This window comes from Pseudoalteromonas sp. NZS71 (genome assembly GCF_015864715.1).
GTDB classification, from domain to species: Bacteria; Pseudomonadota; Gammaproteobacteria; order Enterobacterales; family Alteromonadaceae; genus Pseudoalteromonas; species Pseudoalteromonas arctica.
The window spans coordinates 59251-82282 of sequence record NZ_JADYWS010000007.1 but is presented as its reverse complement, the minus strand read 5'-3'; the positions used below and the strand labels follow the sequence as shown (position 1 = coordinate 82282).

Sequence of the window (23032 nt, the reverse complement as noted above, 5' to 3'; positions counted from 1 at the left end):
AGACATTGCGCATAACGCGCAGGAGACACACACATGTCAGATAACATTTTACAGCTGGTGGTTTTTGTTTTTGTCACCGCTTTAATTGGTGGCCTTACTTATTGGAAATGCCGAGGCCAAAATCGCAATAACGGACAAAGCCAAACCAAAGAGTATTTTTTAGCGGGCGGTGGCCTTACTTGGATGTTTGTTGCAGGTTCAATCACATTAACTAATTTAAGTACTGATCAGCTTGTAGGTATGAATGGTAACCAAATGGCTTTACTGGTTTGGTGGGAGCTTGCAGCAATTATAGGTTTGATTATTTTAGCCAAAGTGTTCATTCCTGTTTATTACAAATACAACTGTACAACGACCACAGAGCTTTTAGAAAAGCGCTATAACAACAAACATATTCGCGCTGTTATTGGTGGTTTATTCTTTTTAGGTAATGCACTTATTTATATGCCAGCGGTTATTTATTCTGGCGCGCTATTTATGCAAACCATGTTTAAGGTTGATATTCCGCTAATGTATATTGCCACCGCATTTGCCATTATTGGTGCTGTTTATGCGTTTTTTGGCGGCCTGCGAGCAGTTGCTGTATCGGATACCTACAATGGCATACTTGTACTAGGCATGGCTGTTTTAGTCGTGTTTTTAGCACTTAATGCGATTGATTATGACTTTACGGGTATTCCTGAGGAGCGCTTAACACTCATAGGCGATGCTGACTCACCTATTCCGTGGCCAACACTTTTAACCGGTATGATCTTTATTCAAATGTATTACTGGGGTACTAACCAAACAATCACACAGCGAGCAATGGCAGCACCTAATGTTAAAGAAGCGCAAAAAGGTATATTTGCAGCTGCGGGTATTCGTTTTTTAATCGTCCCTGCAATTGTGGTATTACCGGGTATTATTTCGTTTAAACTTTATGGCGATATTGGCGACGCTGCTTATGGTCGAATTGTGGGTGATGTAATGCCAGCATGGTTAACCGGTGTGTTCGCAGCGGCAATGGCAGCAGCTGTGCTTTCTACTTACAACAGCTTATTAAATTCAGCTACAGCACTATATGTGTGTGACATTCACGAAGCGTACTTTAATAAAGAGCCAAGTGTTGTAAAGCTAAGTGGTTACGTAACATTGCTACTCACAAGCTTAACACTGGTACTTGTACCAATTTACCAGCAAGCAGATAGCATTATTAACTTACTACAGCAATTAAATGGCTTATTAAGTATGCCTATATTCTCAATTTTTGTAGTGGGCTTATTATTTAAAAATGTGGATGCACGTGCAGGTATTGCAGCAGTAATTTTAGGTGTTGTAATGTACGGCATGCTTACATTTGCAAACTCACCACTACATACTGACATTCATTACATTCACTTAATGCCAATTACACTGATTGTATGTGTAGCCTTTGCATTGATAGTAAATAAAGTGGTATTTGGTTTGAATGCGCAGTGGGCAGGTAAAACACCGGCACTTGATGACGCAGGACAAGTACAAAAATAGATTATAAATAGTTTAAGCTGACAAAATCGGTCATGGGGAAACTCTGGCCGATTTTTTATATGTATTAAAAGCAACATGAGAACTTCCAAGCGAAGGTTAGTTTAATACTTTTTATTACAGTGGTACTTCCAGTGAGTTTATCTGACTATTTGCGATGTAAAGACTATCAAAACCTAATTTGTATGATATATACTATTATTATTGAGTGTCACCATCTGATAGATTGTGGCTCAAGCAAAGAGATACATTTAGTAAATAGTGTAGCTTACTAATTTTCGTTATATTTATAACTCACACAATGAACAAGAGGATAGGAAAATCATGGCCGACACTAAATCATTTTATCGATTAGACAGTGTAAACAGCACCGTTATTTTCGACTGCCAGAGCAAAACACCGGCGTTACTGTACTTTGGTAAACGCCTATCTGAGCAAACAACAGAAACAATGCTAACTCAGCTTGCTACGCGTCAAGAAGTAAAATGTGCCGTGGTTGAAGAAGCGCCTATTTCTCTATCTCCGTTATTAGGCGAAGGCTTTACTGGTGCGCCAGGGCTTGAGCTAGTAAATGATTCAATCGCATGGTCAGTAGGGCCACAACTTCAAGAAGTTCGTCAGCCTTCAGCCGCAACACTTGAATTTGTAAGCGTAGATAAGCTTCGTGGTATTGAAGTCGTGCACAGCATTACACTTGATAAAAGCACTGACGTACTTAGCGCGCATACCGTATTAACTAATTTAGGTGACTCACCACTGGGCGTTAATTTTTGCGCCGCGCCAACATTTCAATTGCCAGATAGCGTAAGCAAAATAGTGAGCTTTGAAGGTCGTTGGTCAAATGAATTTCAACGTCAATCGGTTGATTTAGTCTTAGGCAGTTTTGTTCGTGAAAACCGTAAAGGCAAAACATCACACGATGTATTCCCTGGTTTATTAGTGCATAACGAAAATGCAGGCGAGCAGCACGGCGAATGTTACGGCTTTCATTTAGGTTGGAGTGGTAATAATAAACTACGCGCAGAGCTTTTAGCTGAAGGTCGTCGTTACGTGCAAATGGGTGAGCTATTACTTCCTGGTGAGCTTACGCTTGCTAAAGGTCAAACGTATCAAAGCCCGAGCATTTATGGCTCGTTTTCGAGTGAAGGTTTTAGTGCGCTTTCTCGTAATTTTCATCGTTTTGTTAAAGCTAATTTACTTAGCCAAGCACAGCGTGAAAAAACGCGTCCTGTGCATTACAACACATGGGAAGGCATTTACTTTGATCACGACGTAGATACGCTTAAGCAACTAGCCGACAAAGTGGCCCCGCTAGGTATTGAACGTTTTGTACTTGATGATGGTTGGTTTAAAGGCCGCCGTGGCGATAACGCTGGCTTAGGTGATTGGACAGTAGATTACAAAATTTACCCCGATGGTTTATCACCAGTTATAGATCATGTGAATAGCTTAGGTATGGAGTTTGGTATTTGGTTTGAACCAGAAATGGTTAACCCAGATAGTGATTTATACCGCGCGCATCCTGATTGGGTTTTAGGCTCTCAAAACAACGAACAGTTAAGCTTTAGAAATCAGCTAGTACTTGATTTAACGCGCTCTGAGGTTGTTGAGTACCTATACAAAGCAATTGACGATATTTTAGTTGAATACCCAACTATTAAGTACATTAAATGGGATATGAACCGCGATATTAACCATGCGGGTAATTTTGATGGTAAGCCAGCAGTGCACCAGCAAACATTAGCACTTTATCGTTTAATTGACCGTATTAAAGCGGCGCACCCAGGGCTTGAAATAGAAAGCTGTTCGTCAGGTGGTGCACGTGTAGATTACGGCGTACTTGCACACACTGACCGTGTATGGACGTCAGATTCAAACGATGCGCTTGATCGCCTTGAAATACAGCGTGGATGTTCGTTCTTTTTCCCATCGTCGGTTATGGGTGCACACGTAGGCCCACGCGATTGTCATATCACAGGGCGTAATGTAAGTATTGAAATGCGTGCTGCGGTATCAATGTTTGGCCACATGGGAATCGAAATGGACCCACGTGAACTGAACGATCACGAATACAATTCACTTAAGGCGGCAATAGCACTTCATAAAGAGCATCGTGACTTTATTCATAGCGCCGATTTGTACCGCCTTGATAGCGACGATTTATCAATTAACTTTGGTTTAATCGATGAGCAAAAAACAAAAGCGTTATTTGCGTATAACAGTGTTCGCGAAACACCGCGTACAGCGCCTAATAAATTACGTTTTGTTGGCCTAGATGCCGATGCGCAGTACACACTTAACTTAGTGTGGCCGGTAAAATTTGAAGAGTATCGCCCATCTTCTATTGCTGCGGTAAATGGTCAAACATTTACAGGTGAAGCGCTAATGCAGTTTGGTTTACAAATGCCAATATCATTCCCGCAAACATCGCTTATATTTGAGCTTAACAAAGCTTAAATTTAACTAAGAGCAGTAAAAGGCGCTAATCGCTTTTATGCTGCTTAGCTTAGATATCAGTAGTCAGCTCTATATTGTTTAGGGCTGGCTTTTTTATATCCTTTGTAAGCTAATTTAGTAAATTAACTTAGTAAACTCAAAAGTATCGAAAATAGAGTGGTTACGCTTGCGCGTAATTTTGCTTGTTACCCAACCAACGTTGAATTAGTGGGTCAACAACCTCTGGGTGTTGCTTAAGCATTTGCTGTGCAATCGGTCTAACTTGGTTAAGTATGTGCTTATCGCGGGTAAGATCGGCAATTTTAAACTCGGCTAACCCTGTTTGTTTTGTACCGAGTACTTCACCAGGGCCACGAATTTCTAAATCGCGCTCAGCTATCACAAAACCATCGTTACTATCGCGTAGTACACCTAATCGCTTTTGAGCAGTATGAGACAGTGGTGCGTGGTATAAAAGCACGCAATGCGATGCAGTAGCGCCACGGCCAACTCGCCCACGTAACTGATGCAGCTGTGCTAAGCCTAAGCGCTCAGGGTTTTCTATAATGATTAAGCTCGCATTAGGGACATCTACACCAACTTCAATAACCGTCGTGGCAACTAAAACATGTATATTACCTGCTTTAAACTCGCTCATAATGGCTTGTTTTTCAGCTGATTTCATTCGCCCATGTACTAAGCCTACGTTTAGCTCTGGTAGCGCCTCTTTTAACTGCAGTGTACTGTCTTCGGCGGCTTGGCATTGCAGTACTTCAGATTCATCAATAAGTGTACACACCCAATAAACTTGGCGGCCTTGCTCGTTACACGCTAATTTAACGCGGGCAATAATATCGTCTCTGCGAGTATCAGGAAGTGCCACTGTTGTGATTGGCGTACGCCCAGGTGGTAGCTCGTCAATCACAGAGGTTTCTAAGTCGGCATAGGCGGTCATAGCGAGCGTACGTGGAATGGGGGTTGCGGTCATAACTAGTTGATGAGGGTAACAATCACCAAACTTACCCTTTTCACGCAGTGATAAACGCTGGTGGACACCAAAGCGGTGCTGTTCATCGATAACGATAAGCACTAAGTTATTAAACTTAACTTCATCTTGAAATAAAGCGTGAGTACCAATAATCATTTGCGCCTCACCAGAGGCTATTTTTTCAAGTGTTGCTACGCGCTCTTTGCCCTTTGTTTTACCGCCAAGCCAAGCAACGGTTATACCTAGTTGATTAAACCACGTTGTAAAATTAACGCCATGTTGCTCTGATAAAATTTCAGTAGGAGCCATTAAAGCTACTTGAAAGCCCTGCGCAATGGCTGTTAGTGCACTAAGTGCTGCTACTAGGGTTTTACCTGAGCCTACATCGCCTTGTACTAAACGCATCATTGGATACGCGTGTTGCATATCACCTTTAATTTCAGCAACTACACGGCTTTGCGCATTTGTGGGTGCAAAAGGAAGCAGCTCTAAAAATTGGCTTTCTAATGTGTTTACCGGATTTAATGCCACGGCTTTAACTTGTTGCCCTTGCTCTCGTACTTTTAATAAGCTGAGGTTTTGAGCAAGTAACTCCTCAAATACAAGGCGCTGTTGAGCAGGGTGAGTACCTTGCTCTAATGCAGTTACATCAACATCATTTGGTGGGCGGTGCAGTAATAATAAGGCGTCACTTAGCTGCATATTTGATGGCTGCCACTGTGAAGGCAGTAGTTCTTCTACTGAGTATTTATGTAGTAAATCAATAGCCTGCTCGCTTAAAGCTCTAATCGATAGTTGCTTTAAACCTTCGGTTGTTGAATAAACAGGCGTTAATGTCGTCGCTACTGGTTGCTCGTTAGAGGTATCGCTGATGCTGTATTCAGGATGACTCATTTCAAAGCCAACGCGGCCACGTCGCACTTCACCAAAACAACGTATTATTTTACCTGCACTAAATGCGTTTTTTTGTGCGGCGGTAAAATTAAAAAATCGTAGTGTTAGCCTGCCAGTACCATCATTGATTTGGCAAACAAGCATGCGCCTTTTACCAAACGTAATTTGGCTTGTTTCAATTGTTGCTTCAACACTCACATGGCTATGCAATGCCAGTTCATTAATCGCGTATAAGCGAGTGCGATCTTCATAGCGAAGTGGCAAATGAAAAAGCATATCTTGCACAGTTAAAATACCTAGCTTTAACAAACGCTCAGCCATTTTTGGGCCGACCCCTTTGAGCTCTGTAATTGGGTATTGATTTAAGCTAGGTTTAGACAAAGTGTATCAATCTTATTATTTGTGAGTAGGCTAAGTGTACTTACAGAGCTTTAGTCCATCAAGTATGTTTTAAAGCTTGCCAAAATTGCTCGTCAGCGACTATTTCGCCGTTTTCATCAAGTGCAGGATAAGGTAATTTTTTTTGTTTACACTGCCTTGCGATAATAGGGTGGCAGCCTTCAAAGTAAAGTGGATGTTTAACTTCGGCGCTCAGCATATCTCTATTATATAAACCAGCCAGCTCACGTTGGCGCTGTGCTTCAAACAATATTAGCGCAGCAGCAACCGAAACATTTAGCGATTGCACCATGCCTTGCATTGGAATAATAATATTTTGATCGGCATATTCTAGGGCTTTTTCTGATATCCCCGTTTTTTCTTGTCCAACAATAATGGCCGTTGGCTTGGTGTAATCTACTTCTCTAAAATCAACGGCATCTTCTGATAGGTGAGTCGCTAATATTTGTATTTCTGGATTGCGCTCACGCATTGCAGTAACGGCATCATCAATATTTCTATGCAGGTGCGTCTCTAGCCAATTTTTGCTACCACCTGAGGTATTGTTTGTTAGCCATTTTTGCTTTTCAGGCCATACAGCATGTACGTGATGGCAACCAACCGCATCAGCACTTCGTACTATTGCAGATAAGTTATGGTGTTTGTGCACGTCTTCTAAACACACGGTTAGGTCTGTTTGACGGCGCGAAAGTACGTCTTCGATTCTTTGATAGCGAGTTTGCTGCATGGTTATCCTCTTTTTTCGGCAATTATACGAGATTTTTGCAGTTAAGGCATTACCGTACGGCTAATTGGATTTTGTAGAGAAATAAGTGTTTCTGTTGACTGAATGGCTTCTATTGCCTGTATTTTATTAATCAGCACATCTTGTAAGTGATCAATGGACTTTGTCATTACCTTTATAAATATGCTGTAGTTACCTGTTGTGTAATAAGCCTCTACCACTTCCTCCAATGCTTCTAGCTTTATAAGCGTTTGCGGGTAATCACGTGCGTTATTTAAATTAATGCCTATAAAGCAGCACACATCGTAGCCCAGCTGTTTAGTATTAATCGTTAATTGCGTTCCTGTAATGATCCCTGCTTGCTTCATTTTTTCAATTCTTACGTGAATTGTCCCTGCGCTTACATTAAATCTTTTTGCTAATTCGGCATACGCAGTACGGGCATTTGCCATTAACGCATGAAGTATCTGTTTATCGAGATTATCGATTAAATAATTTTCCATTATATATTTGTCATAAAATTATCGAATATATGCTTTTTATACCACTTAATTGATGGTTTTTATATATTAAAGCTATTTTTGTTATGGGATGTTGAATTAATCCTTTAAATCGTTACATTAACTTCATTAAGGGCGCTAGTTAGAGCGCTTTTTATCAATTAAGCAAGTAACAATAACTGGGAATGAGGCCAATTATTATGAGTTCACACTATGTGCAGCAACAGCAGCAAATAAGTAAAGTTAAGCAATTTTTTTCACAACAACTTGAAACCCAACTTGGGTTGGTTGAGGTTCAAGCCCCAATTTTGGCTAAGGTTGGCGACGGTACGCAAGATAACTTGAGTGGCCATGAAAACGCAGTTGCTGTAAATGTGAAAGCGATTACAGATAGCCGCTACGAAGTGGTGCATTCACTGGCTAAGTGGAAACGTAAAACACTGGCAACTTATGGCTTTAGTGTTGGTGAGGGTATTTACACTCAAATGAAGGCTTTGCGCCCAGATGAAGATTCATTAAGTCCTATTCATTCTGTATATGTTGATCAGTGGGATTGGGAAAAAGTAATTAGCGAAACGACAGAGCGTTCGCTGGCAACACTAAAGCAAACTGTTCAGTCTATTTATAAAGGGATAAAAGAGACGGAAGCTTTTGTAAGTGAGTCTTATGGTTTGACGCCTTTTTTACCGGACGATATTAAGTTTGTACACAGTGAAGAGCTACGTAGAATGTATCCTGACTTTAGTGCTAAGCAACGCGAAAAAGCCATTGCACAAGAATATGGTGCTGTATTTTTAATTGGTATTGGTGGCGCGCTTGGAGATGGCAAAATTCATGATGTAAGAGCCCCAGATTACGATGATTGGTCTACGCCAACATGCGATCAATATATGGGTTTAAATGGTGACATTTTAGTATGGAACCCAGTACTTGAAGATGCATTTGAAATATCATCAATGGGTATACGTGTAAGCCCTGAGGTTTTAAAAGCGCAGTTAAGTACAACTGGAGATGAAGACCGCTTAGAGTTTGATTGGCATAAAGCGCTACTACAAAGTAAATTTCCGCAAACGATTGGCGGTGGAATAGGGCAGTCGCGGCTAGCGATGCTATTGCTACAAAAGCAGCATATTGGCCAAGTACAAGTGGGTGTATGGCCAAGTCAAACTTATGATACGGTAAGTGGCTTACTTTAAATTGTAAAAAAGTGAGTTAATTTGAGTGCTCAATAGAGCACTCAATTTTTTAGTGTGTTTTAAACTCTATTTCAATTTTATTATTTAAAAGTTTAACGTTGCACGGAGGGTAATTGCGGATTGTTTTAAGTACTTTATCAAAAATATGAATCTCTACGCCTGAATGCAAAACAGAATTCACCGTTAAATTAGCGTCGCTAAGTAAATCGTGTAAGTCATGATCTAAGTTTGAAAGACGTTTTTCTAATTTCTCTGCTTGCTCACAATAATGTTTCTGAGTAGCTCCAATTTTAGTGATTAATATTTTCTTCTTTTCGGCATCCTTCACTAAATCAGTTTTTTCTAGCGCTGCTTGCAGCGTATCTAATTGTGCATCTGTTTTAGCTAAGTCTCTAAAGCAATTATCAGTATCCGCTGTTATTTCAGCACCAGAAGCTGCTAAATTAATAATCATTTTAGCACCTGATTCATTCCCTATTTCGCCAGCAATGAGAGTTGTTGCATCAAGTATTTCACCACCAAATATTTTACCTTTAGGTAAGTCTGGTTGGCCTACTTGCAGTAAGCGTTTAGCTTTCATTACACAATGGCTTGTTTGGCGATCAATAAAAATATTATTTGCATCGAGATAACAATACTGTGAGTGAGATACATGAATATCACCTAGCGCAATTAGCTTGCAAGAAAGTGACTTACTATCCACTTTTTGATGGCCAATAATGCCTTGTTTAACAGTGATGTTTCCGCCTGCGGTAAGCTCACCTGATTCAACCGTGCCAAATATAGTAATATCGCCTTTGGCAGTTACTTTCATCCCAGGGTCTATATTGCGAGTAACAATAACACTGCCTTGAAAGTCAATATGGCCGCTTTTTACATTTACATCTGAAATGGTAAAAATATCGTCGACACGCATACCATTATTAATTTCAACCGGAACACCAGCAATAGTAGAGACTAACTCAAGCGGATTCATTTTTGATATTTCAGTCCCTTCGCCTGCCACTAATTGTTTATTTTCTCCGGGCTTTGCGGGCAGTATGTCACCTATTACGGTAAAGCCTTCTTTACCGGGGGTTGCTGGTTGCTGGCGAATAAGCACAGAGCCAGGTTCTACGCTTGCAAGCTTGCCAAAGTCGCGCATGTCCACACTGCCATCTTCTTTGAGCTTGGGCGCTTTTAAGCGGTCTTTTAAAGTCTCTACGGTTGTTATTAGTTTAGTGGCTAAACCATCGCTTGGGAGCCTACCTTTAGCTAATATCCCTTTAACTACAGATCCCGCAGAGTGTTCAGATTGTTTTTGCAGCAGCTGTTCTAAAAAAGCTTGTTTATACCCACGCACAATGCCTGCTTTAACGAGTTGTTTTTTTGCATCTTCTAAACTTAATAACTTTCCACCTTGGGCAATCGTTAGCTCGCCAATGGCCAGCATTTTATCGTCGCTAATTGTTACATTTAAAGTGGCATTGTGTTTTGTTGCTACAACGAGAGTTTGTTGTGTGTTTTCGTTTTTAAAAAAATCATTAATAGCGCCATGATCTATTTTACAGTCGCAAAAAGCTGACTTTTCGAGAGCCTCTAAAATAAATGCAGCGCTGGGAGGAATATGTTCTTTTACATCAAGTAAAACATTTCCATTGTTGGCAAGCTTAAACACGAGTTAATCCTTTTTTACTACTTAAGTTAAGTTTGTTTTTTAAAACACAACTACAGATTGCTAGAAATTTACATTTGAGTCAAGAAGTCAGATAAAACGAAGTGCGGAGCGAAAAATAAAGGCTATAGAGAAGCTCTATAGCCTGTAATACTTAATTGGTAGAAGGTAATTCCATTATTCCGTCTATTTCAACTTGTGCACCTTTTGGTAGTGCACGAACACCTAATGCAGCTCTCGCTGGGTAAGGTTGTTTAAAGTATTGGCTCATCACTTCATTTACAGTGGCGAAGTTAGATAGATCAGTTAGGTAAATATTGATTTTAACTAAATCGTGAATTTTTCCGCCTGCTTCTTCACATACCGCAGCAATATTTTTAAATACTTGATGCGTTTGCTCGCTAAAATCTTCTGAAATCATTTCCATCGTTTCTGGAACTAATGGAATTTGACCAGATAAATAAACAGCGGTACCTACTTTAACTGCTTGGCTGTAAGTGCCAATAGCTGCAGGTGCTTTGTCGGTAGAGATAAATGCTTTATTCATGTGTTTCCTATTTTATTTTTTACGATAGACTTTTTGTACATCAGGCATAACGCGAATGCGGCGCATAATGTTAGCAACGTGGATACGGTTTTTAACGGTAACCCCCAAATCTATCACGTATAAATTACTTTCTTTTTCATCGGTGGCAATTTCGACAATATTGGCTTGGGTTGTAGCGACAACATTGGTTAGCTTAGCTAACGCGCCTTGATGGTTAATAATTTCAACTCTCAGAGCTGCAATATATTCTTTTTCTGGGTTATCGTCCCATTTTACAACTAAGTATTTAGAGCGCTCATTTTCCCAACCACGAATATTTTTACATTCTTGGCGGTGAACGGTCAGGCCCTTACCTTGGCTTATATGAGCTGTAATGGCATCGCCTGGTACAGGTCGGCAACACTTAGAGTAATTCACTAACATGCCTTCAGTACCAATAATGGTCGCTTTAGCTTGGCTTGTTATATCAGTTAAATCGTCATTGTCATTTTGCAATAAGCGCTTGGCAATTAACATACTCATTAAGTTACCAGAGCCAATTTCTACAAGTAATTCAAGAAGCGTAGTTAGTTCGTGCTCTTCAAGTACTCTCGCTATATTTTCATCAGCAATGCTATCTAGTTTGTTTTCGCCTAATGCCGAATCAAGTAAACGACGCCCTAAAAGCATAGCCTCTTCATGATGCTGGCTTCTAAGGTAATTACGAACACCTAAGCGTGCTTTACCAGTAACAATAAAGTTTAGCCATGTTGCATTAGGGTGGGCACCTGAGCTTGTTATTATCTCTATGGTTTGCCCTGTATCTAATGGCCGACTTAAAGGATGTGGCTTGCGATTAACGCGAGCGCCTACACAAGTGTTGCCTACATCAGTATGCACTGCATACGCAAAATCGACTGCGGTAGCGCCCATTGGTAGCTCAACAATACGACCATCAGGTGTAAATACGTAAATTTCTTCTGGGAATAGCTCAGTTTTTACGTTTTCAATAAATTCAAACGATGAACCCGCACTTTGCTGAAGCTCTAATAAGCTTTGCATCCATTGGCGAGCACGTTGCTGCGAAGTATTACCGGCACCATCACCTGATTTTTTATACATCCAGTGCGCCGCTACACCTTTGTCGGCCATCTGATCCATATCGTGAGTACGAATCTGAATCTCAACAGGTATCCCGTGTGGGCCAACTAATGAAGTATGAAGCGATTGGTAACCATTAGTTTTTGGTACAGCAATATAATCTTTAAAGCGTGTTTCTATAGGCTTATAAAGACTATGAGCCACACCTAATACGCGATAACACGTATCCATAGAATCAACTGCAATTCTAAACGCGTAAATATCCATAACTTCGTTAAATAGCAGTTCTTTATTAAGCATTTTTTTATAAATACTATATAAATGTTTCTCACGGCCTGACACAGTCGCTTTAATGCCTGACTCTTCAAGACGTGCTTCTATTTCATGTTGGATATTAGTGATAACTTCTTTGCGATTACCACGTGCTTTAGCTACTTCAGATTTAAGTGCGCGATGACGCATAGGATATAAAGCTTGAAAACCTAAGTCTTCAAGCTCATTTTTAATATCGTGAATACCTAAGCGGTTTGCTATTGGCGCGTAAATCTCAAGCGTTTCACGTGCTATTCTGCGGCGCTTATCTGGGCGCAGTGCCCCTAAAGTACGCATATTGTGCGTTCTATCAGCAAGCTTGATTAAAATAACTCGAATATCCTGAGTCATTGCCATAATCATTTTGCGGTAGTTTTCAGCTTGGAATTCTTTTTTATCTTTAAAGCTGAGCTTATCGAGCTTACTTACACCTTCAACGAGTTCTGCCACAGTTTCGCCAAAAATTTCGGCTAAATCTTGTTGGCTAAAATCAGTATCTTCAATTACATCATGCATTAGCGCGGCCATGAGCGTTTCATGGTCAAGATGCATGCCTGCAAGAATTTGGGTTACTTCTACTGGATGAGTTATGTAAGGTTCGCCACTTGAGCGAGTTTGTCCTTCATGGGCCTCTCGGGCTACCACGTAAGATTTTTGAACCAGCTCTACATCAGCAGCGGGCAAGTATTCTGAAATTTTCTTTTTAAGACCTTCAAAAAGATACATTCACACTCCAATGTTCTAGGGCCTGTTGACCTTTCAGGATTAAAATTTGTTCAATCTAGGGGCGATTTAATCGCGGCGCGAGGTTTTTAGCCTAGCGGGCTAAGTAAAAATCGAGCAACAAAGAGTAAATTGCCCCTAGGCAGAACCCTTTGGGCAGCACATGTTTGGCATTTATACTGCGTTATCGCCTATTTATGGGAAATAACCACACTACATAGGCTCTGCCTTGCCTAAATACCAAGCATACTGCTGCAAATTTAACCTCGAAAGATAAACAGGCCCTAGTGAAGCAAATTAGGTAAGCTACGAATATACGATGAAATGAAAGGATTGCCAACGGCTATAGTAGAAATACTGCGCCGTTGGCTAAATCAGACCGGGAGGTCGATTATTGGTTGCCACCAACAATGGCAGCAACAGCAGCTAATTCTGCTGCTTCTTGGTGTTGTTGTTCTTCACGGTCAATTAAGTCCATTGAAGCGCTATCAACTAAACCTAATTCAATTTCACGTAAAGCAACTACCGTTGGCTTATCGTTTTCAGGGTCTACTAGTGGAGTTTTACCACCAACAGCAATTTGGCGGGCACGACGAGCCGCAACTAAAATTAAGTCAAAACGATTACCAACTGCATCTACTGCATCTTCAACTGTTACGCGGGCCATCACAGCACTCCAAAAATAATTTAAAAGCAAAGACGTAGTTTACTCCAAGGAGCCACTTTCGCCAATAGCCAGTGTTCAATTTTTATCAGTTTTACTTGCCTAAGCCTAATTTAAGTAAGCTTAAATTATTTAAGCAGACTATTTAGTAAAACTTGGTGACGATCTTCTTGCGCTTTTAGTGTTAAGCGCTGAGCCATTACAATTATTTCTATGTCGGCAAGTGCGCTCTCAAAGTCATCATTAACAATTACAAAGTCGTATTCGTTATAATGTGATGTTTCAGATTGTGCTTTTGCCATACGAGAGGCAATAATTTCAGCCGAATCTTGGCCACGGTTATTTAAGCGTTGTTCTAATTCTTCTTTTGAAGGAGGTAGAATAAAAATAGTTTGTACGCTTGGCATAATTTTGCGCACTTGCTGAGCGCCTTGCCAATCAATATCTAAAAACACATCAATACCGGCATCAAGTTGCGACTCAATAGCCTGCTTTGATGTGCCGTAGTAATTATCGAATACTTGAGCCCATTCAAAAAAGTCATCTTTGGCAATAAGCGCTTTAAATTCGTCTGTAGATACAAAGTGATAATGCACGCCATTTTCTTCACCTGGGCGAGGGGCGCGAGTTGTATGTGATACAGATACTTTCATGTCAGCGTGTTTTTTTAATAACGCATTGATTAAGCTTGATTTACCAGCACCAGAAGGGGCTGACAAAATAAATAAGTTACCGCGAGTTTGTGCCATGTTTTTATCTACCTAAAAATAAACAGGCTTGGGTTACAAGTAAGCCAAGCCTTTAATTAACTGCATTGTACTTTAATTAGCTCACCTTGCTCAAGTTAGTCGTGCTCATGTTGGTCATGCCCAAATTGGCTCGGGAGTGTTTTACTAAGTTACGCTTTAAATAAAATTGCAGTTTAAAATTATTAACAGAACTAGCCGCTAGATATAAGTATTTGATAAGGTGAAGTATCACCTATTACAGGATCCGTCATGCTCAATAAAACTTTATTTACCGCACAACAAGTAAGAGATAGTGAAGCTTTAGCTGCTAAAAATAGTCATTGTGATTTATTTACCCTAATGCAGCGTGCAGGCGAGGCCATATATAAGCAATGGCAGTTATTTGATGCACAGCATACATTAGTTATTGTTGGCCATGGTAACAACGCTGGAGACGGTTACATTGTAGCTAGGCTTATTATGCAATCAGGTAAAGAGGTAACAGTATGCGCAGCTGAGCCTAATAAAGTATTAACCGGTGATGCAGCAAAAGCGCAGCAGTTATGGATTGAAGCGGGTGGGGTGGTTTCTCATTTTACAAAAGACACTCTTAATAAGTGCGATATAGTTATTGATGCGCTCCTTGGTACTGGCCTTAAAAACGCAGTGCGCGATAATTTTGCGAATATAATAAAAGCTGTAAATAACAGTGATAAGCCCGTAATAAGCATTGATATTCCATCAGGTATTGAAGCAAATACAGGGCAGCCTTTAGGATGTGCAGTACAAGCGACTTCAACCGTTACTTTTGTGGGCATTAAGCAAGGGCTCGCAACGACGGCAGGTAAACAATATAGCGGTAAGTTAGTATTTGATGATTTAGCAATTGGCGATGCGTTTACTTGTATCGCTCAATCTTCAGGAACCCTTGTTAATATCAATAGCTTTAAAGGAATAGCCACGCGGGCAATCAATAGTCACAAAGGAAGCCACGGTAAACTTTTATGTGTTGGTGGCAATCAAGGTACTGCAGGTGCAATTAGGTTAAGTAGTGAAGCAGCTCTTAGAACGGGTGCTGGCATGGTAAGAGTGTATACACACGAAAGCTCAATAACGCCTATTAGTATTGGCAGACCAGAACTTATGGTAAGCAGTAATAACTTACATCAAGCGCTAGAGTGGGCAAGCTGCGTTGTTATTGGCCCAGGGCTTGGGCAAGACGAGTGGGCACAACAAACATTCGATGAAGTAATGCAATATTGCCAAAACAATAAAATGCCATTGGTTATAGATGCAGATGCCCTTAATTTACTGGCTAAGCAAGCTTCATCATACACGTTAGAGCAATGCGTACTTACTCCACATCCCGGCGAAGCTTCGCGACTGCTAAGTGTTAGCACCAGCGAAATCGAATCTGATCGTTTTAATTATGCCCGCCTTTGCGCTAAACGCTATAACGCGACTTGTGTATTAAAAGGCGCAGGAACATTAATAGATAATGCCCAGCACACGTGGGTATGTGAAGATGGCAACCCGGCATTGGCCGTTGGCGGCAGTGGCGATGTACTCACTGGTATTATTGGGGCATTGCTTGCCCAAGGTTTAACTATTGATGAAGCAGCACGCTATGGTGTAACACTGCATGCTAAAGCCGGTGATATTGCAAGTGAGCGAGACGGGCAAAGGGGAATGCTACCCAGTGATTTATTCGCAATTGTAAGAGAGTTAGTTAATAAAGTGACGTGAGTTTAAGCGTCACTCAACTATCAGTGTTCGGCTTTAAATTGTGGAACGTTATTGCACCCACTAAAAAGCATACACCTACATAAAGCCAAACACTGCTCGCTATAATATTCCACGTATCGGCTCGTATTAATGCAGGGATAATTATTAAGCTTCGTATGATACACAAGGTTGCAATAGCAGTTAAAGCGGTTCTAGTAAGTACTATGTTACGCACTAAGCCAATTGCTGATAAGGCAAATGCAGTACAGGCAAACATGAGTCCAGCTATTGCAATACTACCTAAAGGCGCAAGGAATGTACCTTGCTGTGATGATTCTATTATTTGTATTGGGGCGCGAGCAAATATAAACCAACTAGTGCCACCCCATATACAAAGTAAATGCCATACAGCCGCTGCAGATGCAATAACTCCTGCGCTTAATAAAAATTTTGCTTTTATATTTAACAGCATTTTATCTCACTGATTATTAAGCTGTAATAAATCCCATTTTGTACCATACAAGTCTTCAAAAACCGCTACGGTGCCATAGGGTTCTACTCTAGGCTCTTCGTTAAATGTAACGCCTTTAAAAAGCATTAAATTATAATCTCGCCAAAAGTCATCAGTATGCAAAAATAAAAACACGCGCCCACCCGTTTGATTACCAATAGCGCTGATCTGTTCGGGTGTTGTGGCTTTAGCAAGCAGTAGATTAGTCCTGCTCGAATTAGTCCCATTTGAACTAGCCCCGTTTGAATTTGGAGGTGAAATCAACACCCAGCGTTTACCCTCTCCTAAATCAGTATCCTCAACTAACTCAAAGTTAAGCTTTTGAGTATAAAACTCAATGGCATCGTCGTAGTCCTTAACAACTAATGCAATGCTGCCGATATGCTGTTGAACGTTAGTCATGTTTAGCTCACTCCGTACTATTAAATAAATGTGCTTTTTATCATATTTAGTAAACGATTACGCAGGTATATGCCCGCAGTATGTAATATGAATTAACTTACGAGTTCGTCTTCATCATCGGGTGGATCACCTGAGTCTTCTTTGCGTTTTCTTTGTTCTTGTTTTGCTTTTTGTACATTTTCGTATGTAGGCGGTGGGATAGGAATAATAGAAATAAGCGGAAAGAATGCCAAAAATAAATAAGCCCCCTTAGACATACTTTTACCCCACGTGACCATTTTGAGCATAGCCCAAACTACGAATGAAAATAACCCAGTCACAAGGGCAACAAAAACAAAGAAGATGAATATTCCGTTATTATTTAATAAATCCATTTAATATAAATCTTAGTTATACGTAACTTAGATGTGGGTATAAATTAAACAATATCAATCTGCTTTATAATAAAAAGCAAAACCCAGCCGAGGCTGGGTTTACTTTAAATCGATTTTTTAGTACTAAGTGCATAAAGTGTTTATCTGTGTAATTCACCAGCACGTTCTGGTTGATAGGTTACTTCTTTTATTTTTACCTTTATTAAGCCGCCACTCGGTTTAGGCCACTCAATTTCGTCGCCTTGGTTTAGCCCAAGTAATGCGCTACCAACGGGTGATAATATCGATATTTTATCGCCGCTAGAGTCACTGTTCTTTGGGTACACCAAGGTTAACGTAAATTCTTCTTTAGAAGACTCAACAATAAAGTTTACAGTTGAGTTCATCGTTACAACTGACGATGGCATATCTTTAGGTTCGACTATTGTAGCTCGTGCCAGTTCAGCTTCCAATTCTTCTTTATTAGCAAAGCTACCTGCAGGCAATGATTCCATTAAGTCATACAATCTATCTGCATCGAGTGATGAGATGATCAGTTCAGGTTTTTTATTCATCTTAATATCCTTAATAATTTTTAATAAATAAAATTAACTCTGAGTATGGCTTGGCATGCATTTAAGAAGCAAAGGGATACGCGAAGTCATTTTATTAATTAGCCACACCTGTGGCTTTTACTTTATTTGTGCCCAATAGCTAAAAACCCAGCCGAAGCTGGGTTTTTATTTGAGCTAGGTGTTTAGGGGGTGATTACATCATGCCGCCCATACCACCCATTCCGCCCATGCCACCCATATCAGCGCCACCAGCTTCATCTTTTGGGATTTCAGCTACCATTGCTTCAGTAGTGATCATTAGACCCGCAATAGACCCTGCAAACTGTAATGCAGAGCGTGTTACTTTAGTTGGATCTAGGATACCCATTTCAATCATGTCGTTGTATTCGCCAGTTGCTGCGTTGTAACCGTAGTTACCTTCGCCGCCTTTAACTGCGTTAATTACAACTGATGCTTCTTCGCCAGCGTTAGTTACGATTTGACGAAGTGGTGCTTCCATCGCACGAAGTGCAACTTTAATACCGTGGTTTTGATCTTCGTTGTCGCCAACTAAATCAACCAGCTTGCTAGCTGCACGTACAAGTGCAACACCGCCACCAGGTACTACGCCTTCTTCAACCGCTGCACGAGTTGCATTTAATGCATCTTCAACGCGGTCTTTTTTCTCTTTCATTTCCATTTCAGTAGCAGCACCTACTTTGATTACTGCAACACCGCCAGCTAGTTTAGCCATGCGCTCTTGTAGTTTCTCTTTATCGTAGTCTGATGTTGCTTCTTCGATTTGTGCTTTAATTTGTGAAACACGACCGCTAATACCCGCTTCTTCACCAGCACCATCAATGATTGTTGTATCATCTTTAGTAATAATTACGCGCTTAGCTGTACCTAGGTCTTCAACTGTTGCTTTTTCAAGCTCTAAGCCGATTTCTTCAGAAATAACAGTACCGCCAGTTAATACAGCGATATCTTGTAGCATTGCTTTACGACGGTCGCCAAAACCAGGTGCTTTAACTGCTGATACTTTAACAATACCGCGCATGTTATTAACTACTAATGTAGCTAGTGCTTCGCCTTCAAGGTCTTCTGCGATGATTAGTAGTGGTTTGCTTGCTTTAGCAACCGCTTCTAATGTTGGTAATAATTCGCGGATATTAGATATTTTTTTATCTACAAGTAGAATAAATGGGTTATCTAGTTCAACAGTGCCTTTTTCTGGGCTGTTGATAAAGTAAGGAGATAAGTAACCACGGTCAAACTGCATGCCTTCAACAACATCTAGTTCGTTTTCAAGTGATTGACCTTCTTCTACAGTAATAACACCACTGTTACGGCCTACTTTTTCCATTGCTTGTGCAATGATGTCGCCAATCTCTTTATCAGAGTTAGCTGAAATAGTACCTACTTGTGCAATTGCTTTAGTATCAGAACAAGGAACAGATAACGCTTTAAGCTCTGCAACAGCAGCAATAACTGCTTTGTCGATGCCGCGCTTAAGATCCATTGGGTTCATACCCGCTGCAACAGCTTTAAGGCCTTCATTAACAATAGACTGTGCAAGTACTGTAGCGGTAGTTGTACCATCGCCGGCTGCATCATTTGCTTTAGATGCAACTTCTTTAACCATTTGTGCGCCCATGTTCTCAAACTTGTCTTCAAGTTCGATTTCTTTTGCTACAGATACACCATCTTTAGTGATAACTGGTGAGCCAAATGATTTATCTAGTACAACGTTACGGCCTTTAGGACCTAATGTAACTTTTACTGCGTTTGCCAGGATGTTTACGCCAGTTAGCATTTTAGCGCGTGCGTCACCTGCAAAAAGTACTTCTTTTGCTGCCATGTTTTAAATTCCTCTAAATTCTTAAATGTTTATAAACGAAAAGTAGGTTTAGCCTACAATGCCTAAAATATTATCTTCACGCATGATCAGGTACTCTTGACCTTCGATCTTTTCAACTTTTTCAACATATGAGCCAAATAACACAGTGTCACCGGCTTTAACTTCTAACGCTCTCACGTCACCGTTTTCTAAAACGCGACCATTACCAACGGCTACAACTTCTCCGCGAGTTGATTTTTCAGCTGCAGAGCCAGTTAATACAATACCGCCAGCAGATTTTGTTTCTTCTTCTAGACGTTTAACGATTACGCGATCTTGTAAAGGACGAATGTTCATGTTTTTTAGTTCTCCTAACAGTTTCTGTACATTACAGAAAAAAGCTTTTCTAATTTGCATTCATTAATGGGGGTAGAGTGTAAAATTCCAAGAGAAAAAACGATAAATTTTTAATCTTTTCTCTCATATTCACCATCAATAGTTGTTGGTTGTTCCATTTGCCCTTGCTCTCGTTCAGCATGTTGCTGCCCAGCAAACGGCGATGGCCCTTGTTGCATGCCAGCGCTCATTCTAACAGTTGCTTGGCTAGCAAGGCCTGCGGCCAATTTGTTACGAATTGCAGGGGTTAATAATAGTAGCCCAAATACGTCAGTCATAATGCCAGGAGTAAGGAGTAATACACCTGCAATTACAACGCATATTCCGGTAAATAATTCTTTGGCTGGCATTTGCCCTTGCGCCATTTGCGCTTGTACGTTTTGCAGCGCACCCATACCTTGTGTTTTAACCATTTTGGCACCTAAAATCGCAGTAATAACAACAAGTGCAATTGTTGCAAATCCGCCAATCACGTCGCTTACTTGAATCAGCAAAGCGATTTCGATAATAGGGATGATAATAAACAACACAAATAAAAATCTAAACATAGCGCTCTCTAAATAATGACACTCAAAAGAGTTGATGAAATATAAATGAGGGTGACGAGGTCTCTTTTCAAGGTTAGGGCATAGGTATCGTCATTTTACTGATATTTTAGCGTCTACACATTGTATCGGCTATCAGATACTATGATGATAGACACTGTCCAATAAGTATAGGTTCATAATGACTACGCATTTTAAAATGATTTTTACGACCTGCAAAGACGAAGCAGAAGCACGCACACTTGCAAGGGCGTTGGTAGAAAAAAAACTAGCTGCTTGTGTAAATATTTTACCTAACATGGGCTCTATTTATATGTGGGAAGGCGAAGTTGCAGAAGCAACTGAGGCTAAGCTACTTATAAAAACGAAATCAGATAAAATGAACGATGTGTTTCTAACAATAAAAGAGTTACATAGCTACGAAGTGCCAGAGATTCAGGTTTTAGAAGTTTCTACGGGAAATTTGGCGTATTTTAATTGGATGGACGAGGTACTGAATTAATGCGTTTTTTCTTTTTATTGTTGGTTACATTATTAACCGTACCTGTAAAGGCTGCGACTAATAATGTGCTTGGTGATCTACTTGGGCCTCCTCAACACACTTTTTTACCTGTAGACCAAGCGTTTGTATTTGACTTTGATCAGCAAGGCAGCACCTTGTTTGTAGGTTGGGATATAGCACCAGACTATTATTTATATAAAAAGAAAATAGAAATCATTGCCAAGGGTGCAAACATCCAAGTAGGTGACTCTGGTAGTGGCGAAATTATTGAAGATGAATTTTTTGGTAAAACAGAAGTCTTTTTTAATACCGCGAGCGTTGTTAGTAAGTTAAGTAATATCACTGAGGGAGCGGTTGTTAAAGTTCGCTATCAGGGCTGTGCAAAAGCAGGGCTTTGTTATCCACCAGAAGTGATTAGCATTCCACTTAGTGTAATTAGTGGCGCACAGATTAAAAATGTAGATCAAAATAGCGCTACAGATGAAGCGGCAACAGCGCAAAGTACATTTGCAGCACTCAACGAGCCAACTACTGAACCTACAACAAATTCGGATGACACCGAAAAAGAACTGACTTTTACTGAGCAATTAGCCAGTCAGAGCTTAATAACTAATTTACTCATATTTTTTGCTGTTGGTGTAGGCCTTGCTTTTACGCCATGCGTATTCCCAATGTTTCCAATTTTGTCTAGCTTAATTGCGGGTCAGCAAAACCTTTCAACTAAAAAAGCGTTTGCGTTGTCGTTTGTATATATACAAGGCATGGCAGTTACCTATGCAGCACTAGGCTTAGTTGTTGCGGCGCTTGGTGGGCAAGTGCAGGGGTATTTACAGCATCCATTTGTGTTAATCAGCTTTAGTTTATTATTTGTATTATTGGCTATGTCGATGTTTGGTTGGTACGAAATTAAACTGCCAAGCAGTATGATGAGCAAGCTAACCCAAGTAAGTAACAACCAAAAAGGCGGCAACTACGTTGGCGTATTTTTAATGGGTGTACTTTCGGGCTTAATAGCATCACCTTGTACTACTGCGCCACTGTCGGCGGCACTGTTATTTGTAGCGCAAAGTGGTGATTACTTAGTAGGTGGTTTAACACTGTACGTGCTCAGTTTAGGTATGGGGTTACCACTTTTATTACTTGGTACATCTGGCGGTAAATTGCTTCCTAAAGCGGGTGGTTGGATGGAGCAAGTTAAAACCTTGTTTGGTTTTGTGATGCTCGTTGTGCCGCTTATATTACTTGAGCGACTAGTAAGCGCCGAGATTATATTATTAATGGCAGGTGTGCTTGCATTAGCAACAGCACTGTACTTACATCATTGGCAAAGTAGCCAAACACAAAGCAAGTTAAAAACTGCATTATGGTTTGCTGCAACTCTATTAGTTATTACAGGCTTTACGTTAACTAAAAACTACCTTTGGCCGGTACAAGTACAAACAGTACAGGTAAGCTCACAAAATAATGAATTTAAACAGGTTGCTGATTTAGCAGAACTAAAAGAAGCAGTTGCACAAGCAAACGACGAAGGTCGAATGGTTATGGTCGATTTATATGCCGACTGGTGTGTGGCGTGTAAAGAGTTTGAACATTACACCTTTCCTGATGCCAAAGTGCAAAGTGAGTTTAGCCACTATCAGCTTATTCAAATTGATTTAACTGAGAGTGATAATAAAACAATTGAGCTAATGGAAGAGTACACGGTGTTTGGTTTACCTAGTATTTTGTTTTTTAATACTCAAGGACAAGAGCTTAGTACGCAGCGCGTAACGGGCTTTTTAAATGCTGAGGACTTTGCTAAACAGCTAGCAGTTGTGCGCGCCAGCGCACAATAATAGTGCAATAGTGCCACTTGA

General features: G+C 40.4%; 21 protein-coding genes. 6 read left to right on the top strand and 15 right to left on the bottom strand.

All coding sequences use genetic code 11. The annotated features are described in order from the left end of the window. The first annotated feature begins 33 nt into the window (after nucleotides 1–33). Together I6E85_RS06360 and I6E85_RS06355 are read left to right on the top strand one after the other, a co-directional pair. A complete protein-coding gene (locus I6E85_RS06360; RefSeq protein WP_024589554.1) occupies nucleotides 34–1506 on the top strand; it encodes an SLC5 family protein in 1473 nt (490 codons plus the stop codon). Nucleotides 1507–1827: 321 nt separating this feature from the next. Next, nucleotides 1828–3960 (top strand): alpha-galactosidase, encoded by a 2133-nt coding sequence (locus I6E85_RS06355; protein WP_024589555.1) that lies wholly within the window; start codon nucleotides 1828–1830, stop codon nucleotides 3958–3960. Between the two features lie 160 nt (nucleotides 3961–4120). Here the strand turns inward: I6E85_RS06355 and recG are convergent, their stop codons facing one another. The 3 genes from recG to asnC are packed head-to-tail and all read right to left on the bottom strand — an operon-like array spanning nucleotide 4121 to nucleotide 7447. After that, nucleotides 4121–6202, bottom strand: coding sequence for an ATP-dependent DNA helicase RecG (recG, locus tag I6E85_RS06350; protein WP_024589556.1), 2082 nt, complete (start codon nucleotides 6200–6202; stop codon nucleotides 4121–4123). 58 nt (nucleotides 6203–6260) lie between these two features. Beyond that, nucleotides 6261–6947, bottom strand: a complete 687-nt coding sequence (gene trmH, locus I6E85_RS06345) for a tRNA (guanosine(18)-2'-O)-methyltransferase TrmH (RefSeq protein WP_007580009.1) — start codon at nucleotides 6945–6947, stop codon at nucleotides 6261–6263. A 41-nt stretch (nucleotides 6948–6988) separates the two neighbouring features. Next, entirely contained in the window at nucleotides 6989–7447 is a 459-nt protein-coding gene (asnC, locus tag I6E85_RS06340) for a transcriptional regulator AsnC (RefSeq protein ID WP_002958822.1), read from the bottom strand. A gap of 197 nt (nucleotides 7448–7644) precedes the next feature. Here asnC and asnA point away from each other — a divergent pair, with 197 nt between their 5' ends. After that, nucleotides 7645–8640, top strand: coding sequence for an aspartate--ammonia ligase (gene asnA, locus I6E85_RS06335; protein ID WP_024589557.1), 996 nt, complete (start codon nucleotides 7645–7647; stop codon nucleotides 8638–8640). A 49-nt stretch (nucleotides 8641–8689) separates the two neighbouring features. Here the strand turns inward: asnA and I6E85_RS06330 are convergent, their stop codons facing one another. From I6E85_RS06330 to gmk, 5 genes are all read right to left on the bottom strand, one after another. Next, nucleotides 8690–10297, bottom strand: coding sequence for a DUF342 domain-containing protein (locus I6E85_RS06330; RefSeq protein WP_197236724.1), 1608 nt, complete (start codon nucleotides 10295–10297; stop codon nucleotides 8690–8692). A 151-nt stretch (nucleotides 10298–10448) separates the two neighbouring features. Then, the gene (locus I6E85_RS06325) at nucleotides 10449–10841 is read right to left on the bottom strand and encodes a RidA family protein (RefSeq protein WP_007580015.1); all 393 of its coding nucleotides are present in this window, start codon (nucleotides 10839–10841) and stop codon (nucleotides 10449–10451) included. A gap of 12 nt (nucleotides 10842–10853) precedes the next feature. Further along, the gene (spoT, locus tag I6E85_RS06320; protein WP_007580016.1) at nucleotides 10854–12959 is read right to left on the bottom strand and encodes a bifunctional GTP diphosphokinase/guanosine-3',5'-bis pyrophosphate 3'-pyrophosphohydrolase; all 2106 of its coding nucleotides are present in this window, start codon (nucleotides 12957–12959) and stop codon (nucleotides 10854–10856) included. Between the two features lie 388 nt (nucleotides 12960–13347). Continuing rightward, nucleotides 13348–13623 carry a DNA-directed RNA polymerase subunit omega gene (rpoZ, locus tag I6E85_RS06315; RefSeq protein WP_007378835.1) on the bottom strand — a complete coding sequence of 92 codons (276 nt, stop codon included), beginning with the start codon at nucleotides 13621–13623 and terminating at the stop codon, nucleotides 13348–13350. A gap of 125 nt (nucleotides 13624–13748) precedes the next feature. Then, on the bottom strand, nucleotides 13749–14369 hold the full coding sequence (gene gmk, locus I6E85_RS06310) for a guanylate kinase (protein ID WP_024589559.1): 621 nt from the start codon (nucleotides 14367–14369) through the stop codon (nucleotides 13749–13751). A 249-nt stretch (nucleotides 14370–14618) separates the two neighbouring features. Here gmk and I6E85_RS06305 point away from each other — a divergent pair, with 249 nt between their 5' ends. Then, complete coding sequence (locus tag I6E85_RS06305) at nucleotides 14619–16094, top strand: NAD(P)H-hydrate dehydratase (RefSeq protein WP_024589560.1); 1476 nt, start codon at nucleotides 14619–14621, stop codon at nucleotides 16092–16094. A gap of 13 nt (nucleotides 16095–16107) precedes the next feature. Here the strand turns inward: I6E85_RS06305 and I6E85_RS06300 are convergent, their stop codons facing one another. The 7 genes from I6E85_RS06300 to I6E85_RS06270 all read right to left on the bottom strand — a co-directional run bounded on the left by I6E85_RS06300 (nucleotide 16108) and on the right by I6E85_RS06270 (nucleotide 20677). Beyond that, nucleotides 16108–16545 carry a hypothetical protein gene (locus I6E85_RS06300; RefSeq protein ID WP_024589561.1) on the bottom strand — a complete coding sequence of 146 codons (438 nt, stop codon included), beginning with the start codon at nucleotides 16543–16545 and terminating at the stop codon, nucleotides 16108–16110. A 6-nt stretch (nucleotides 16546–16551) separates the two neighbouring features. Beyond that, nucleotides 16552–16986 (bottom strand): VOC family protein, encoded by a 435-nt coding sequence (locus I6E85_RS06295; protein ID WP_024607667.1) that lies wholly within the window; start codon nucleotides 16984–16986, stop codon nucleotides 16552–16554. A gap of 92 nt (nucleotides 16987–17078) precedes the next feature. Further along, nucleotides 17079–17243, bottom strand: coding sequence for a hypothetical protein (locus I6E85_RS06290; RefSeq protein WP_007375928.1), 165 nt, complete (start codon nucleotides 17241–17243; stop codon nucleotides 17079–17081). 257 nt (nucleotides 17244–17500) lie between these two features. Continuing rightward, entirely contained in the window at nucleotides 17501–17914 is a 414-nt protein-coding gene (gene rnk / locus I6E85_RS06285; protein ID WP_010555031.1) for a nucleoside diphosphate kinase regulator, read from the bottom strand. A gap of 193 nt (nucleotides 17915–18107) precedes the next feature. Continuing rightward, on the bottom strand, nucleotides 18108–19754 hold the full coding sequence (gene groL, locus I6E85_RS06280; RefSeq protein ID WP_024589564.1) for a chaperonin GroEL: 1647 nt from the start codon (nucleotides 19752–19754) through the stop codon (nucleotides 18108–18110). Between the two features lie 48 nt (nucleotides 19755–19802). Further along, nucleotides 19803–20090, bottom strand: a complete 288-nt coding sequence (locus I6E85_RS06275; protein WP_007580032.1) for a co-chaperone GroES — start codon at nucleotides 20088–20090, stop codon at nucleotides 19803–19805. A 110-nt stretch (nucleotides 20091–20200) separates the two neighbouring features. Continuing rightward, nucleotides 20201–20677, bottom strand: coding sequence for an FxsA family protein (locus I6E85_RS06270; protein WP_024589565.1), 477 nt, complete (start codon nucleotides 20675–20677; stop codon nucleotides 20201–20203). Between the two features lie 178 nt (nucleotides 20678–20855). On the opposite strand from I6E85_RS06270, the gene cutA reads away from it, so the two are divergent. Both cutA and I6E85_RS06260 read left to right on the top strand, forming a co-directional pair. Continuing rightward, nucleotides 20856–21176, top strand: coding sequence for a divalent-cation tolerance protein CutA (gene cutA, locus I6E85_RS06265; RefSeq protein ID WP_007580036.1), 321 nt, complete (start codon nucleotides 20856–20858; stop codon nucleotides 21174–21176). After that, a complete protein-coding gene (locus I6E85_RS06260; RefSeq protein WP_197236723.1) occupies nucleotides 21176–23011 on the top strand; it encodes a protein-disulfide reductase DsbD in 1836 nt (611 codons plus the stop codon). Before cutA ends, I6E85_RS06260 begins: the two co-directional genes overlap by 1 nt. Nucleotides 23012–23032 lie beyond the last annotated feature (21 nt).

Coding starts and splice junctions, on each gene's coding strand:
- I6E85_RS06360 (WP_024589554.1), top strand. CDS start 34: ATGTCAGATAACATTTTACAGCTGGTGGTTTTTGTTTTTGTCACCGCT.
- I6E85_RS06355 (WP_024589555.1), top strand. CDS start 1,828: ATGGCCGACACTAAATCATTTTATCGATTAGACAGTGTAAACAGCACC.
- trmH (WP_007580009.1), bottom strand. CDS start 6,947: ATGCAGCAAACTCGCTATCAAAGAATCGAAGACGTACTTTCGCGCCGT.
- asnC (WP_002958822.1), bottom strand. CDS start 7,447: ATGGAAAATTATTTAATCGATAATCTCGATAAACAGATACTTCATGCG.
- asnA (WP_024589557.1), top strand. CDS start 7,645: ATGAGTTCACACTATGTGCAGCAACAGCAGCAAATAAGTAAAGTTAAG.
- I6E85_RS06325 (WP_007580015.1), bottom strand. CDS start 10,841: ATGAATAAAGCATTTATCTCTACCGACAAAGCACCTGCAGCTATTGGC.
- spoT (WP_007580016.1), bottom strand. CDS start 12,959: ATGTATCTTTTTGAAGGTCTTAAAAAGAAAATTTCAGAATACTTGCCC.
- rpoZ (WP_007378835.1), bottom strand. CDS start 13,623: ATGGCCCGCGTAACAGTTGAAGATGCAGTAGATGCAGTTGGTAATCGT.
- gmk (WP_024589559.1), bottom strand. CDS start 14,369: ATGGCACAAACTCGCGGTAACTTATTTATTTTGTCAGCCCCTTCTGGT.
- I6E85_RS06305 (WP_024589560.1), top strand. CDS start 14,619: ATGCTCAATAAAACTTTATTTACCGCACAACAAGTAAGAGATAGTGAA.
- I6E85_RS06300 (WP_024589561.1), bottom strand. CDS start 16,545: ATGCTGTTAAATATAAAAGCAAAATTTTTATTAAGCGCAGGAGTTATT.
- I6E85_RS06295 (WP_024607667.1), bottom strand. CDS start 16,986: ATGACTAACGTTCAACAGCATATCGGCAGCATTGCATTAGTTGTTAAG.
- I6E85_RS06290 (WP_007375928.1), bottom strand. CDS start 17,243: ATGTCTAAGGGGGCTTATTTATTTTTGGCATTCTTTCCGCTTATTTCT.
- rnk (WP_010555031.1), bottom strand. CDS start 17,914: ATGAATAAAAAACCTGAACTGATCATCTCATCACTCGATGCAGATAGA.
- groL (WP_024589564.1), bottom strand. CDS start 19,754: ATGGCAGCAAAAGAAGTACTTTTTGCAGGTGACGCACGCGCTAAAATG.
- I6E85_RS06275 (WP_007580032.1), bottom strand. CDS start 20,090: ATGAACATTCGTCCTTTACAAGATCGCGTAATCGTTAAACGTCTAGAA.
- I6E85_RS06270 (WP_024589565.1), bottom strand. CDS start 20,677: ATGTTTAGATTTTTATTTGTGTTGTTTATTATCATCCCTATTATCGAA.
- cutA (WP_007580036.1), top strand. CDS start 20,856: ATGACTACGCATTTTAAAATGATTTTTACGACCTGCAAAGACGAAGCA.
- I6E85_RS06260 (WP_197236723.1), top strand. CDS start 21,176: ATGCGTTTTTTCTTTTTATTGTTGGTTACATTATTAACCGTACCTGTA.